Below are 13,972 nucleotides of genomic sequence, written 5' to 3' on the forward strand. Positions count from 1 at the left end.
ACCCGCAGCGGTGCGAGGGCGGATGCCGCGTCGACGGCGGCCTGCACCTCGGCCTCGTTCGCGACATCCGCCGCCACGAAGCGGGCACGGTCGCCGAGCTCGGCCGCGGCCTCCTCGCCGCGTGGGCCGGGCAGGTCGACCAGGACGACGGAGGCGCCGCCCTCGACGAGAGCGCGGGCGGTGGCGCGTCCGAGGCCGGATGCTCCGCCGGTGACGATCGCGGAGGCGCCGTCGAGTTCCATGTGGTGTCCTTTCGTGGAGACCTCGGCCAGCGGGCCGGGACTGAGGGGTGGGGCGTCAGATCCGCTCGATGATCGTCGCGTTGGCCATGCCGCCGCCCTCGCACATCGTCTGCAGGCCAAGGCGCCCGCCCGTCGCCTCGAGCTGGTTGACGAGGGTTGTGAGCAGGCGCGTGCCCGACGAGCCGAGGGCGTGCCCGAGGGCGATCGCGCCGCCGCGCGGGTTGAGCTTCGCGGCATCCGCCCCGGTCTCGCGGAGCCACGCGAGCGGCACCGACGCGAACGCCTCGTTGACCTCGTAGGCGTCGATGTCGGCGTGCACCAGTCCGGCGCGCTCGAGCACTCGCTCGGTTGCCGGGATGACGCCGGTGAGCATGTACAGCGGATCGCTGCCGACCACCGAGAACGCGCGGAATCGCGCGCGCGGCTCGAGCCCCAGCTGCTCGGCCGCCTCGGCGCTCATGATGAGCGCGGCCGACGCGCCGTCGGTGAGGGGCGACGAGTTGCCCGGCGTGATCCGCCAGTCGAGCTCGGGGAACCGCTCGGCGAGCCGATCGCTGTGGAACGCGGGATTGAGGCCCGCGAGCGACTCGACCGAGGTGCCGGGTCGCACGGTCTCGTCGGCGAGTGCATCCACTCCGGGCACGGGCACGACCTCGGTCGCGAACGCGCCCGACTCCCCCGCCTCGGCCGCGAGACGGTGCGACCGGGCCGCGAACGCGTCGAGCTCCTCGCGCGACAAGCCCCACTTCGCGGCGATGAGCTCGGCCGACACGCCCTGGTTCACGAGTCCCTCGGGGTACCGCGTGCGGAGCCGGGAGCCGTACGGGTCGGCGCCCGCGGCGCTCGAGCCGAGCGGCACCCGGCTCATCGACTCGACACCGCACGCGATGACGATGTCGGCCTGCCCGGCGAGCACCGCCTGCGCGGCGAAGGTCGCGGCCTGCTGGCTCGACCCGCACTGCCGGTCGATCGTGGTGCCGGGCACCGTCTCGGGGAAGCCCGCCGCGAGCACGGCGTTGCGGGTGATGTTGTAGCTCTGCTCGCCGATCTGGCTGACGCATCCGCCGATCACGTCGTCGATGAGAGCCGGATCGAGGTCGTTGCGGGCCACCAGCGCGTCGAGCACGCCGGCGAGCAGGTCGACGGGATGCACGCCCGACAGGATGCCGCCGGGCTTGCCGCGCCCGACGGGCGTGCGGATGACGTCGACGATGACGGCTTCGGTGCTCATGCTTCCAGCCTAGGACGGTTGCGAGGCGGCCGGCCCGCCGCGCTCAGCCGGCGTGGGCGACCGAGCCGACCGAGCCGACGGATGCCGCGAGCTCGCGTTCGAGCACCACGGGCCGGCGTTCGGGGAGCACGAGCGGGTGCGTGCCGGCCATCGCCTCGATCACGCGCACGACCTGGCAGGAGTAGCCGTACTCGTTGTCGTACCAGACGTAGAGTATCGCGTCGGTGCCGTCTGCGATCGTGGCGAGCCCGTCGACGATGCCGGCACGGTTGGAGCCGACGAAATCGGTGGAGACCACCTCGGGCGACTCGATGTAGTCGACCTGCTGGCGCAGCGGCGACGTGAGCGACACCTGCCGGAGGTACCGGTTGAGCTCGGCCTTCGACGCCGGGCGCTCCAGTTGCAGGTTGAGGATCGCGAGGGACACGTCGGGCGTGGGCACCCGGATGGCGCTGCCGGTGAGCTTGCCGGCGAAGCCCGGCAGGGCCTTGGCCACGGCCTTCGCCGCGCCGGTCTCGGTGATGACCATGTTGAGCGCCGCCGAGCGGCCCCGGCGGTCGCCCGAGTGGAAGTTGTCGATGAGGTTCTGGTCGTTCGTGAACGAGTGCACGGTCTCGACGTGGCCGCGCACCACCCCGTAGGCGTCGTCGACGGCCTTCAGCACGGGGGTGATGGCGTTCGTGGTGCACGAGGCGGCGGAGAGGATGCGGTCGGATGCCGCGATGTCGTCATGGTTGATGCCGTGCACGATGTTCTTGATCGCGCCCTTGCCCGGCGCGGTGAGCAGCACCCGCGCGACGCCGGTCGAGCGCAGGTGCTGCGCGAGCCCCTCCTCGTCGCGCCAGCGCCCGGTGTTGTCGACGACGATCGCGTCGTGGATGCCGTAGGCCGTGTAGTCGATCGAGGCCGGGTCGTTCGCATAGATCACCTGGATGAGCGTGCCGTTCGCGAGGATCGTGTTCGCCTCCTCGTCGACCTCGATCGTGCCGGCGAACGGGCCGTGCACCGAGTCGCGGCGCAGCAGGCTCGCGCGCTTCACGAGGTCGTTCGCCGAGCCCTTGCGCACGACGATCGCCCGCAGCCGCAGCCCCTGGCCGCCGCCGGTGTGCGCGATGAGGATGCGGGCGAGCAGCCGTCCGATGCGGCCGAACCCATACAGCACGACGTCGGCGCCGGATGCCACGGGCGCGGCGTCGGCGGCGGTGACGGCACCGAGCACGGGAGCGAGCTCGGCGCGCAGGAAGTCGGCCAGCGGCATCCGCTCGCCCTCGGCACCGGACTCCCGGTGGCGCGAGACGAGGCGCGCGACGTCGACGGATGCCGCACGCGGCCGCAACTCGCGGAGCGCCTCGAGCACGCGCATCGTGTCGACGAGCGAGAGCTCCTCGTCGCCGGCCTGGCGCGCGAAGCGGTGCGCCTTGACGAGCGCGATGGCCGACCGGTTGATGAGCCGGCGACCGTGGATCGAGGTCACCACCCCGTGCTCGCGGTAGAGGCCGCCGATGAGCGGGATCATCCGCTCGGCGAGCTCCTCTCGGGCGATCCATTCCGCACGTCGGGCGTCGAAGTCGTGGCTCACGGTGTTCCTTCTCGGGCGCGCGCAGGTGGGCGACGTCGCCGTGTCATGCTCGGGCCGCGCCTGCCGGTGGGCAGCGTCGACCACGTGTCTTCCGGGGGATGCCCTCGAGTCTATGCGGCCGCGAGCGTGCGGTCCCTGTACACCGTGGCGTGCACACGCACGCGTACACGACGCGGCGTCGCGTCAGCCGGCCGGCGCGTCGTCGACGAACCGGATGTCGTAGACCGCGACCCGCTGCGGCACCCCGTCGAACACCGCGGCGCGGGCATCCGACGCCAGGTAGGCCTGCTCGAGCCGGCCGAACTCCTCGCGGTCACCCGCGGCGCTCACCGCCCACACGAACTCGTTGGACTCGCGCACGCCGTAGGCGAACTCGATCGTGAACCCGGCGGGCGGCCGCACGGCGGGCATCGCCCCACGCCACCACTCGACGAACGCGTCGTACTCTCCGTCGACGAGCGTGTACCGGCGCAGCTGGATCGTCTTCACCCGACCCATTCTGCCTGCCCGTTCGCTGACGCATGGCACAATCTGCGCCGCAACGGAAGCCCTCGACAACAATCCTGCGGATGTGGTCGAGTGATCGGCATGAACATCCTGCTGATCATCGTCGCCATCATCGCCATCATCCTGCTGCTCACCGGCGGGTTCGTGCAGTCCCTGAACTTCCTGCTCTGGGTCGGCATCGTCCTGCTCGTGATCGCCGTGATCGTGTGGCTGGTGCGCATGATGACGGGCAGCCGCCGGGTCTGATCCCGCCGGCCCCGAACGCGACAGCGCCCGGGCGAGACGTGTACGACGTCTCGTTCCGGGCGCTGCTGCGTGTTTGCGCGGCGACACGGGTGCCGGGACGCGTCACGCGCACCCCGACACCCGTGTGATCACGGCCGCACCAGGAGGCGATCGACGTTGATATCGGCGCCCGAGGCCTGCTCGTTGCCGCTGCCGGTGGCCACCAAGGACAGCACGTGCTCGCCCGGCGCGAGTGCAGGGCTCGTCCAGATCAGCTGGTTGCCGACCCGGACCTTGCCGTAGAAGTCGGCGCTGCCGACCTCGACCCCATCGATCAGCACCGTGGCGATGCCCTGGTTGGACGCCCGAAGGCCGTAGAGCTCCACCGACGACCCGGCGAACCGGAAATCGACCGAGTCGCCAGCCACGGACGTGGACGTGACGGACGAGTGGTAGAGGCCCGTGCGGTTGATGCAGCCGGGGCAGCTGAGCCAGCCGCTTCCGCGGTAGTCCAGCCGGCCACCGCCCGAACCCTCGGACTGGTCGTCGACGGAACTCGCGCCTCCGCGCGCCTGGACGACCTCGACGCGGTCGAGCCCGACCCACCCGCGATTTCCGGGGTCGTCGGAGGTCACCTCGAGACGGAGCGTGTGCGGCCCGTCGATCAGCACCGGCGTCCGCCAGACCACCTCGCCGCCCCTGCCCTGCTTCTGGAAGGACAGCGCAACGGGCTCGTTGCCGTCGATCGAGGCCGTCGCCGCTCCGCCACGCGGTCCACCGACGCCGACAAGAGTCGCCTGCGTGCCGTCGAAGTCGACGGTGATCGCGTCGCCGGCCCGGTTGCTGCCGGCGATCGTGCCGTCGCCCGCGCCGTCGACCTGCGGCACCGTGAACCCGGAGCATCCGTCATGGCGGCCGGCGCCGGCCGAGCAGTGCTGCCACCCGCCGTCGTACGTGATCGTCGTCGCCGCGTCGTCGATCGTGAGGATCGGGTCGAGCGGCTCCACCGCGAGGTCGGCGAACTGGGTCGCCGAGTAGTCGCCCGAGAGGCCGACCATGCCGGCGATCCACGTGGCATCCGTCACCCCGGTGACCTGCGTGTCGTCGATCTCGCCGGTGATCACGTCGTCATCGAAGGTGAGCGAGAGCTCATGCCAGCCGGCGCCCGAGCCGTCGAGCTTGCCGGTGGCGAGCTCGAGCGACGACCGTCCGCCCGGCACTGCGCGGCTCAGCGACCAGGTCCCGTCGGAGGCGAGGCTGAGGCCGTACCCGTTCGGGACCGGCTGCATCGCGTCGTTCGAGACGCGTCCGAGCACCTGCGCCGTCCCACCGTCGGGCACGAACGCCTGGACGGTGGCGCGGTAGTCGCTCCAGTCGAGGTCGCCGAGGATGCCCGCCGGCCTCTTCCACGCAGCCCATGAGATCGCAGGCTGCATCGAGACCTGTGTGAGGCACGTGCCCTCGCGGTCGCCCTCGCACGCACGCTCCTCGTAGGCACCCTCCATCTGCGAGAAGTACCGCGTCTGCCCGCTGGCCCCGCCGTCGGCGAGGCTGTCGCGATAGGGGAACGGGAATGCGGACTGCGGCTGGCCGACTGCATCGCCGTGACCCTGCCCGGTCGTGGTCGTGACCGTCACGGCCGAGTTCGCGGGAACCGTGAGCGTATAGGTGCCGTCGGTGGCCGGCGCGAGGTCAGCCTGAGGCGCGAACCAGTCGTCGGCCGTCGTCTGCCAGACGTGGAGGTCGCCGGCCTTCAGGTCGTCGCTGACGGACAGCGTGACGCTGCGCGCCTCCGAGGTGCCGATGTTCTCGATGACGGTGCTCCAGTCGCCGCCACTCGGCGACTTCAGGGTCACGAAGCTGCCCTGCGCCGGTGAGGCGGGATCGAAGTATCCGGACGCCTCGTCGAGGTACTGCCAGCCCGGCTCGGTGAACTGGGTCGTGTGGGCCACCGCCCAGATCGCCGACTGCACCTGGTAGTCACCCGACCACGGGGTGTTCGCCCGCATGAGCCCGGCGTCGGAGATGCTGAGGCCGTCGTAGTAGGCGGTGAGCAGGTTCCAGATCTCGACGCCCGTGATGCGGCCCTGGATGTAGGCGTGGTTCAGCAGCGAGGGAATCGACTTCGCCGAGCCGCCGGCGCCCCACTCGGCCGACCACGGGCCGCCCTCGGAGATCCAGAGCGGCTTGCCGAGCGACTGCGCGGTCGCCGAGCTGGGTCCCGTCGAGTAATGGTTGCCGAGCAGGTCGACGGCGTCGAAGAGCTCGGGGTCGTTCGCCATGTCGACGGCGATCGGCCACTCCCCCTTCCTCGCCGCCTCATCGGAGGCGATGATGCGCACGTCCTCGTAGCCGGCGGCGTCGAGGGCGGCACGGTACTCCTTGACCCAGGCCGACTCGTACTCCCGCTCGTTGCGCACCCCCATGTTGTCGATGGTCAGGCCGTGGCCCTTCGCGCAGTCGAGCCAGTCGATGAAGTAGTCGATCGTGTCGTGCGAGAAGTACTCGCCGTCGCCGAGCCACCCCGGAGCGCCCCAGGCCAGGGCACCGAGCGTGATGTCCGGGTTGCGCTCGACGGCTTCCTGCATGAGCCACCACTCGTAGCCCGCGGCGCAGTTCACCTCTCCTTGGACGTGGGCATGGCTCGACTCCGAGCCGTCGGTGGTGTTGGTGTCGCCGCCGATCTCGACCTTCAGCAGCTGCAACGAGGCCCCGTAGCCCGGCTTGAAGAGGTAGTCGAGCACCTCGTCTCGCTCCGGCTCCGGGTAGTCGAGCAGCAGCCGCGAGGTCGCGCCGCCGCCCGAGATCGCTCCGATGCCGTCGAAGATGCGACCCTCGCTCGACCCGTCGACGGTGATGGTCGCCGTGGTCGCCGGCGGCGCTGYGACCTGGCCCGCGGAGTCGTCGGCCTCGGCCGCCGACGCGGCCGGCGCGCCCGAGAGCGCGAGTCCCGAGATGACCATCGCGCTCACGATGGTGGCCGCGCTTCGCGACCAGCGAGCAGCGGCATCCCCGCGGGACGGATTCAGCCGAGTCCCCGACCGGCGTGTTCTTTCGTGTTCCTGCACCCCTCATACCCCTTCGTATCGTGCTGACGCACCCGTTTCCGGGCGCGCTGAAGCAACGCTTCCTTGCGTGGTGGAAAAAGCTCGAGAGCGATGCGATCTGCACCGTGAGCTGACGTCTGTCCCCCGAACAGGGGCGATGTTACCGTTCACATCGAAGAAGGGTCAAGCGAATTTCTGCGCGTCGCGGCGCGTCGGGAAAGGGCTTCCCCGCGATCCCAGTGTTGGCGCGGATCCGGCCGGATCGTATACGATCGCACCAGCATCCGACGACGAAGTGGAGCGCACGTGCTCGACCCCTTGCAGATCGCGGCGATCGCCGATGAACTGGCGGACGCCGATCGTGCGGGCAGCACGGTGCCGCTCCTGACCGCCCGCCATCCCGGCATGACCGTCGACGACGCCTACGCCGTGCAGCGCGAGTGGGCCGACCGCGGCATCGCCTCGGGCCGTCGGCTCGTCGGCCGCAAGATCGGCCTCACCTCCAAGGTGATGCAGGCCGCGACCGGCATCACCGAGCCCGACTACGGCGTGATCTTCGACGACATGGTCCTCGAGTCCGGGGCATCCGTCGAGTTCGACCGCTTCTCCAACGTGCGCATCGAGGTCGAGCTGGCGTTCGTGCTCCGCGACCGGCTCGAGGGGCCGCACACGACCGTCTTCGACGTGCTCGACGCCACCGCCTACGTCGCGCCCGCCCTCGAGATCCTCAACTCCCACATCGCGCTCGAGGGCCGCACGATCGTCGACACCATCTCCGACAACGCCGCCATGGGCGCCATGGTCGTCGGCGGCCGCCCGGTGAAGCCCGACGCCGTCGACCTGCGGTGGGTCTCCGCGCTCCTCTCCCGCAACCAGGTGATCGAGGAGTCGGGCGTCGCGGCGGCGGTCCTCGGCCATCCGGCCATGGGGGTCGCGTGGCTCGCGAACAAGCTGGCGCAGCACGGCCAGGCGCTCGAGGCCGGCGAGATCATCCTCGCCGGGTCGTTCACGCGCCCGATGTGGGTACGGCGCGGCGACACGGTGCACGCGGACTACCGCGAGTTGGGAACGGTGACATGCCGGTTCGAATGACCCTTCCGCCCACGCTCGCCGCCCGGCTCGCGGCATCCGACCGGCCGCTCGTGGGCATGTGGGTGTGCTCGGGCAGCTCGCTGAACGCCGAGATCGCCGCCGGCAGCGGCCTCGACGTCGTGCTCATCGACGCCGAGCACTCCCCCAACGGCCCGGAGTCGATCATCGCCCAGCTGCACGCGGTGGCCGCCTATCCCGTCGCGCCGCTCGTGCGCCCACCGTTCGGCGACACGGTCGTCATCAAGCAGTACCTCGACCTCGGCGTGCAGAACCTCCTCGTGCCGATGGTGGACTCCGCCGAGCAGGCCGCCGAGGTCGTGCGTGCCGTGCGGTACCCGCCCCTCGGCGTCCGCGGCGTGGGCAGTGCGCTGGCCAGGTCGTCGCGGTGGAACCGGGTGCCCGGCTACCTCGCGGATGCCTCGAGCACGATCTCGCTGTTCGTGCAGGTGGAATCGCGGGCCGCCGTCGAGCACGTGGCCGAGATCGTCGCGGTCGACGGCGTCGACGGGATCCTCGTCGGCCCCGCCGACCTCGCCGCCTCGATGGGACGACTCGGGCAGCAGGAGCACGCGGAGGTCGTCGACGGCGTGCTGCGCTCGATCCGCGCGGCGGTCGATGCGGGCAAGCCCTGCGGCGTGAACGCGTTCGACCCCACGGCGGCCGACCGCTACCTCGCTGCCGGCGCGGCGTTCGTGCTCGTCGGCGCGGATGTCGCGTTGCTGGCGCGCGCCTCCGAGGCCCTCGCGGCCCGGTTCATCCCTGACACGTCGGAGACGCCGACCGAGGCACCGCGCGCCGGCTACTGAGCGGATTCGCTCCGACCGCTCCACGGATCGTATATTATTTGAGATACCAACAGACGAGGACGTCCATGCGCAGCTCCGGCATCGCCACCCCCGGCAAGATCATCGCCGTGCACCTCAACTACCCGTCGCGCGCGGCGCAGCGCGGTCGCACCCCCGAGCAGCCGAGCTACTTCCTGAAGCCGTCCTCGTCGGTCGCGGCATCCGGCGACGTGCTGGAACGCCCCGCGGGCACCGAGCTCCTCGCCTTCGAGGGTGAGGTCGCGCTCGTCATCGGCGAGCCCGCGCGCCGGGTCTCCCCCGACGACGGCTGGCGACACGTGGCGGCCGTCACCGCCGCCAACGACTTCGGGCTCTACGACCTGCGCGCCGCAGACAAGGGGTCGAACGTGCGCTCGAAGGGCGGCGACGGGTTCACGCCCCTCGGCCCCGACCTCATCGACGCGGCATCCGTCGCCCCCGACGCCCTGCGCGTGCGCACCTGGGTGAACGGCGCCCTCGTGCAGGAGGACACCACCGACACGCTGTTGTTCCCGTTCGGCCGCCTCGTCGCCGACCTCTCGCAGCTCATGACGCTCGAGACGGGCGACGTCATCCTCACCGGCACGCCCGCGGGATCCTCGGTCGTCGTGCCCGGCGACGTGGTGGAGGTCGAGGTCGACGCACCGCTGGCGCCCGGCGCCCCGAGCTCCGGACGCCTCCGCACGACGATCACCGAGGGCACCACGCCGTTCGCCGACTTCGGCTCCGCGCCCGCCGTCGACGACCGCCAGCGGATCGAGGCGTGGGGCGACGCGCAGGCGGCGGGCATCGCCCCCGCCGTTCCGGTTCCGGATGCCGCTGCACCGCCGTTCGAACTCACCGACGAGCTGCGCGAGCTGCTCGGGTCCGTCGGCGTGGCGACCCTCAGCGTGCAGCTGCGCAAGCGCGGCTACACCGACGTCTTCCTCGAGGGGGTGCGCGCCAACCGCCCCGGAGCACGCGTCGTCGGACGCGCCCGCACCCTGCGGTTCATCCCGTTCCGTCCCGACCTGTTCGCCCGCAGGGGCGGCGGATACAACGCGCAGAAGCTCGCGTTCGACACGGTCGAGCCCGGCGAGGTCATCGTCATCGATGCCCGCGGCGAGCGCGGCACCGGCACGGTCGGCGACGTGCTCGCCCTGCGGGCGCAGGTGCGCGGCGCGGCCGGCATCGTCACCGACGGCGGCACCCGTGACTTCGAGGTGGTCGCCGCCATGGACATCCCGACCTTCTCGCAGGGGCCGCACCCGTCGGTGCTCGGGCGCCGCCATGTGCCGTGGGMGGTCGACGTCGCCGTCTCATGCGGCGGCGCGGCCGTCGAGCCCGGCGACGTCGTCGTGGGCGACGGCGACGGCGTCATCGTCATCCCGCCCTCGCTCGCCTGGGACGTGGCCCGCGAGGCGGCAGCCCAGGAGGCGGAGGACGAGTGGGTGGCCGCACAGGTCGCGGCCGGGGCATCCGTCGACGGCCTGTTCCCCATGAACGACGAATGGCGCGCCCGCTACGAGGCGGAGCGCGAACCCGGGGGCCCCGTTGACCGCTGAGAGCAAATCGCAACTCGCCTACGGGTTCATCCGCGAGCGCATCGACGACGGGCGCTACGTTCCCGGGTACCGGCTCGTGCTCGGCCAGATCGCCAGAGAGCTCGACGTGTCGGTGGTGCCGGTGCGCGAGGCGATCCGCCGTCTCGAGGCCGAGGGGCTCGTCACCTTCGAGCGCAACGTGGGCGCGCAGGTCGCGCTCATCAAGGAGACCGAGTACCTGCACACCATGCAGACCCTCGCGATCGTCGAGGGCGCCGCCACCGCGTTGTCGGCCCCGCACCTGACGCCCGACCACCTGCGCCGGGCGCGCGAGATCAACGAGCGGATGCGGCGCACCCTCGACGACTTCGACCCGCACCGCTTCACGGAGCTCAACCTCGAGTTCCACGCCGTGCTGTTCGAGGAGTGCCCGAACCCGCACGTGCTCGACCTCGTGCATCGCGGCTGGAACCGGATGCGGATGCTGCGCGACTCGTCGTTCAGCTTCGTACCCGGCCGCGCCCGCGACTCGGTCGCCGAGCACGACCGCATCGTCGACCTCATCGAGCAGGGCGCCGACCCGGTCGAGATCGAGCTGACCGCGCGACGCCACCGCACCGCGACCCTCGACGCCGTGCTGGCCTACCAGGCGAGCCACGCCCACCTGTCCCCGAACCACCCGACCGCCGCGGCCGCCGCCGGCGCCGCACGATGAGAGCGACCACGATGACGCACCACATTCCCGACGGGCTCCCCGACCGCATCCGGCACTACATCGACGGCGAGTTCGTCGACTCGGTGGGCGGCGAGACGTTCGACGTGCTCGACCCGGTCACGAACGAGACCTACGTGCAGGCCGCCGCCGGGCAGTCGGCCGACGTCGACCGTGCGGTCGCCGCCGCGCGCCGCGCCTTCACCGACGGGCCGTGGCCCCGGATGCTCCCCCGCGCCCGGGCGCGCGTCCTGCACCGCATCGCCGACCTCGTGGAGGCGCAGGACGCCCGGCTCGCCGAGCTCGAGACCTTCGACACCGGCCTGCCGATCACGCAGGCGCTCGGGCAGGCGCAGCGGGCGGCCGAGAACTTCCGGTTCTTCGCCGACCTGATCGTGGCGCAGCGCGACGACACCTACAAGGTGCCCGGCCGGCAGGTGAACTACGTGAACCGCAAGCCCATCGGCGTCGCGGGCCTGATCACGCCCTGGAACACGCCGTTCATGCTCGAGTCGTGGAAACTCGCCCCCGCCCTTGCGACGGGCAACACGGTCGTGCTCAAGCCGGCGGAGTTCACGCCGCTCTCCGCCTCGCTGTGGGCCGAGATCTTCCGCGAGGCGGGGGTGCCCACGGGCGTCTTCAACCTCGTGAACGGGCTCGGCGAGGAGGCGGGCGACGCGCTCGTGAAGCATCCCGATGTGCCGCTGATCTCCTTCACCGGCGAGAGCCGCACCGGGCAGCTGATCTTCGCCAACGCCGCACCGTTCCTGAAGGGCCTCTCGATGGAGCTCGGCGGCAAGAGYCCCGCCGTGGTGTTCGCCGACGCCGACCTCGAGCAGGCGCTCGACGCGACCGTGTTCGGCGTGTTCTCGCTCAACGGCGAGCGCTGCACCGCGGGATCGCGCATCCTCGTCGAGCGGCCGATCTACGACGACTTCGTCGCCCGCTACGCCGAGCGCGCCCGCAACATCGTCGTCGGCGACCCGCACGACCCGGCCACCGAAGTCGGGTCGCTCGTGCACCCCGAGCACTACGACAAGGTCATGTCGTACGTCGAGATCGGCAAGGGCGAGTGCCGCCTCGTCGCGGGCGGCGGGCGCCCCGACGGCCTCGACACCGGCAACTACGTGGCCCCCACGGTGTTCGCGGATGTCGCAGCCGACGCCCGCATCTTCCAGGAGGAGATCTTCGGCCCGGTCGTCGCGATCACCCCATTCGACACTGACGACGAGGCGCTCGCCCTCGCGAACGGCGTGAAGTACGGCCTCGCCGCCTACATCTGGACGAACGACCTCAAGCGCGCCCACACCTTCTCACAGGCCGTCGAGGCCGGCATGGTGTGGCTCAACTCGAACAATGTGCGTGACCTGCGAACACCGTTCGGCGGCGTGAAGGCCTCGGGGCTCGGACACGAGGGCGGCTACCGCTCCATCGACTTCTACACCGACCAGCAGGCCGTGCACATCACGCTGAACGAGGCCCACTCGCCCCGCTTCGGCGCCCGCTGACCCTCCGACTCGCCAAGCCGAACAGACCAGACCAGACCATTCGCACCCTCCAGCAAGGACGCTGACATGCAGATCCCAGAACCCATCGTCACCGACGCCGACCCCATCCCGGCACCCGCGCACGCCATCCCCACGCCGACCGCCACGCCACCCGACATCGTGCGCTGCGCCTACATGGAACTCGTCGTCACCGACCTCGCGGCCTCCCGCGCGTTCTACGTCGACGTGCTCGGGCTCGTCGTGACCGAGGAGGACGACGAGGCGGTCTACCTGCGCTCACTCGAGGAGTTCATCCACCACAACCTCGTGCTCCGCAAGGGCGACGCCGCCGCGGTCGCCGCCTTCAGCTACCGCGTGCGCACCCCCGAGGACCTCGATCTCGCCGTCGCGTTCTACGAGGAGCTCGGCTGCCGCGTCGAGCGCCGACCCGAGGGGTTCACCCGCGGCATCGGGGACTCGGTGCGCGTCGAGGATCCGCTGGGCTTCCCCTACGAGTTCTTCCACGACGTGCAGCACGTCGAGCGGCTCGCCTGGCGCTACGACCTGTACACGCCGGGTGCGATCGTGCGGCTCGACCACTTCAACCAGGTCACGCCCGACGTGCCGCGCGCGGTGAAGTACATGGAGGACCTCGGCTTCCGCGTGACCGAGGACATCCAGGACGAGGCCGGCACCACGTACGCGGCGTGGATGCGACGCAAGCCCACCGTGCACGACACGGCCATGACCGGTGGCGACGGCCCGCGCATGCACCACGTCGCGTTCGCCACCCACGAGAAGCACAACATCATCGCGATCTGCGACAAGCTCGGCGCCCTTCGGATGTCGGACGTCATCGAGCGCGGACCCGGACGGCACGGCGTCTCGAACGCGTTCTACCTGTACCTGCGCGACCCCGACGGCCACCGCATCGAGATCTACACGCAGGACTACTACACCGGCGACCCCGACAATCCGGTCGTCACCTGGGACGTGCACGACAATCAGCGCCGTGACTGGTGGGGCAACCCGGTCGTGCCCTCGTGGTACACCGAGGCGTCGACCGTGCTCGACCTCGACGGCAACCCGCAGCCGCTCACCTCGCGCACCGACGACTCCGAGATGGAGGTCACCATCGGCGCCGACGGATTCTCGTACACGCGCAAGGGCGACGACGAGCGCGGCTTCAAGCTCGGCAACACCCTGTAGGCCGGATGCCGCGGCCGGGCCGCACTCGTCAGGCCAGGAACTCGATCGCCGCCGACTTGAAGGCCCGTGAGGTGAGCGTCGACACGTGGTCTCGCCCGGGGACCGACACGTAGTCGGCGCCCCAGTCCAGGGCGAGCTCCCGCGCGCCGACGGGGACGGGGTCCTGCTCGCCGGCGACGAAGAGCGCCGGGATGTCGCCCGGGATGAGCAGGGGCGCGCCCGAGACGCCTTCGATGCAGGCGAGCAGCGCCTCGCGGTCGGCGCCCGCCGCGATCGCGGGCCGCAGCACCTGCT

Annotated in this window: 13 protein-coding genes; 7 read left to right on the forward strand and 6 right to left on the reverse strand. The window is 71.1% G+C overall.

Features of this window, described 5'->3' with window-relative positions:
• The 4 genes from AC1DY2_RS05985 to AC1DY2_RS06000 form a co-directional block, all read right to left on the reverse strand.
• On the reverse strand, positions 1-242 hold a 242-nt coding region (locus AC1DY2_RS05985), incomplete at its 3' end, for an SDR family NAD(P)-dependent oxidoreductase (RefSeq protein ID WP_476761588.1).
• Positions 243-297: 55 nt separating this feature from the next.
• Complete coding sequence (locus tag AC1DY2_RS05990; RefSeq protein WP_476761589.1) at positions 298-1,473, reverse strand: thiolase family protein; 1,176 nt, start codon at positions 1,471-1,473, stop codon at positions 298-300.
• 43 nt (positions 1,474-1,516) lie between these two features.
• On the reverse strand, positions 1,517-2,989 hold the full coding sequence (locus AC1DY2_RS05995; RefSeq protein ID WP_476761599.1) for a glyceraldehyde-3-phosphate dehydrogenase: 1,473 nt from the start codon (positions 2,987-2,989) through the stop codon (positions 1,517-1,519).
• Between the two features lie 246 nt (positions 2,990-3,235).
• Positions 3,236-3,541, reverse strand: coding sequence for a hypothetical protein (locus tag AC1DY2_RS06000; RefSeq protein WP_476761590.1), 306 nt, complete (start codon positions 3,539-3,541; stop codon positions 3,236-3,238).
• A 99-nt stretch (positions 3,542-3,640) separates the two neighbouring features.
• On the opposite strand from AC1DY2_RS06000, the gene AC1DY2_RS06005 reads away from it, so the two are divergent.
• A complete protein-coding gene (locus AC1DY2_RS06005; RefSeq protein ID WP_203230729.1) occupies positions 3,641-3,805 on the forward strand; it encodes a hypothetical protein in 165 nt (54 codons plus the stop codon).
• Positions 3,806-3,933: 128 nt separating this feature from the next.
• Here AC1DY2_RS06005 and AC1DY2_RS06010 read toward each other — a convergent pair whose 3' ends face one another.
• Positions 3,934-6,747, reverse strand: a complete 2,814-nt coding sequence (locus tag AC1DY2_RS06010) for a hypothetical protein (RefSeq protein WP_476761591.1) — start codon at positions 6,745-6,747, stop codon at positions 3,934-3,936.
• Positions 6,748-7,137: 390 nt separating this feature from the next.
• Between AC1DY2_RS06010 and hpaH the strand changes: the two genes are divergently transcribed.
• The 6 genes from hpaH to hpaD all read left to right on the forward strand — a co-directional run bounded on the left by hpaH (position 7,138) and on the right by hpaD (position 13,678).
• A complete protein-coding gene (gene hpaH / locus AC1DY2_RS06015; protein ID WP_476761592.1) occupies positions 7,138-7,923 on the forward strand; it encodes a 2-oxo-hept-4-ene-1,7-dioate hydratase in 786 nt (261 codons plus the stop codon).
• Positions 7,908-8,729, forward strand: coding sequence for an HpcH/HpaI aldolase family protein (locus tag AC1DY2_RS06020; protein ID WP_476761593.1), 822 nt, complete (start codon positions 7,908-7,910; stop codon positions 8,727-8,729). Before hpaH ends, AC1DY2_RS06020 begins: the two co-directional genes overlap by 16 nt.
• A gap of 65 nt (positions 8,730-8,794) precedes the next feature.
• Complete coding sequence (locus AC1DY2_RS06025) at positions 8,795-10,291, forward strand: fumarylacetoacetate hydrolase family protein (protein WP_476761594.1); 1,497 nt, start codon at positions 8,795-8,797, stop codon at positions 10,289-10,291.
• On the forward strand, positions 10,281-10,985 hold the full coding sequence (locus AC1DY2_RS06030; RefSeq protein WP_476761595.1) for a GntR family transcriptional regulator: 705 nt from the start codon (positions 10,281-10,283) through the stop codon (positions 10,983-10,985). Before AC1DY2_RS06025 ends, AC1DY2_RS06030 begins: the two co-directional genes overlap by 11 nt.
• 11 nt (positions 10,986-10,996) lie before the next feature.
• Positions 10,997-12,490: a 5-carboxymethyl-2-hydroxymuconate semialdehyde dehydrogenase gene (gene hpaE, locus AC1DY2_RS06035; RefSeq protein ID WP_476761596.1), complete on the forward strand. Its 1,494-nt coding sequence runs from the start codon at positions 10,997-10,999 to the stop codon at positions 12,488-12,490.
• Positions 12,491-12,556: 66 nt separating this feature from the next.
• Positions 12,557-13,678, forward strand: coding sequence for a 3,4-dihydroxyphenylacetate 2,3-dioxygenase (gene hpaD / locus AC1DY2_RS06040; protein WP_476761597.1), 1,122 nt, complete (start codon positions 12,557-12,559; stop codon positions 13,676-13,678).
• A gap of 28 nt (positions 13,679-13,706) precedes the next feature.
• Here hpaD and AC1DY2_RS06045 read toward each other — a convergent pair.
• Positions 13,707-13,972: alpha/beta fold hydrolase (locus AC1DY2_RS06045; RefSeq protein WP_476761598.1), on the reverse strand; the 266-nt coding region annotated here is incomplete at its 5' end.

It is taken from the genome of Agromyces sp. P1_H4 (assembly GCF_056405255.1).

What these genes read in the sequence shown, in the direction of transcription:
- AC1DY2_RS05990 (WP_476761589.1), bottom strand. Translation starts at nt 1,473, where the DNA reads ATGAGCACCGAAGCCGTCATCGTCGACGTCATCCGCACGCCCGTCGGG.
- AC1DY2_RS05995 (WP_476761599.1), bottom strand. Translation starts at nt 2,989, where the DNA reads ATGATCCCGCTCATCGGCGGCCTCTACCGCGAGCACGGGGTGGTGACC.
- AC1DY2_RS06005 (WP_203230729.1), top strand. Translation starts at nt 3,641, where the DNA reads ATGAACATCCTGCTGATCATCGTCGCCATCATCGCCATCATCCTGCTG.
- AC1DY2_RS06020 (WP_476761593.1), top strand. Translation starts at nt 7,908, where the DNA reads ATGCCGGTTCGAATGACCCTTCCGCCCACGCTCGCCGCCCGGCTCGCG.
- hpaD (WP_476761597.1), top strand. Translation starts at nt 12,557, where the DNA reads ATGCAGATCCCAGAACCCATCGTCACCGACGCCGACCCCATCCCGGCA.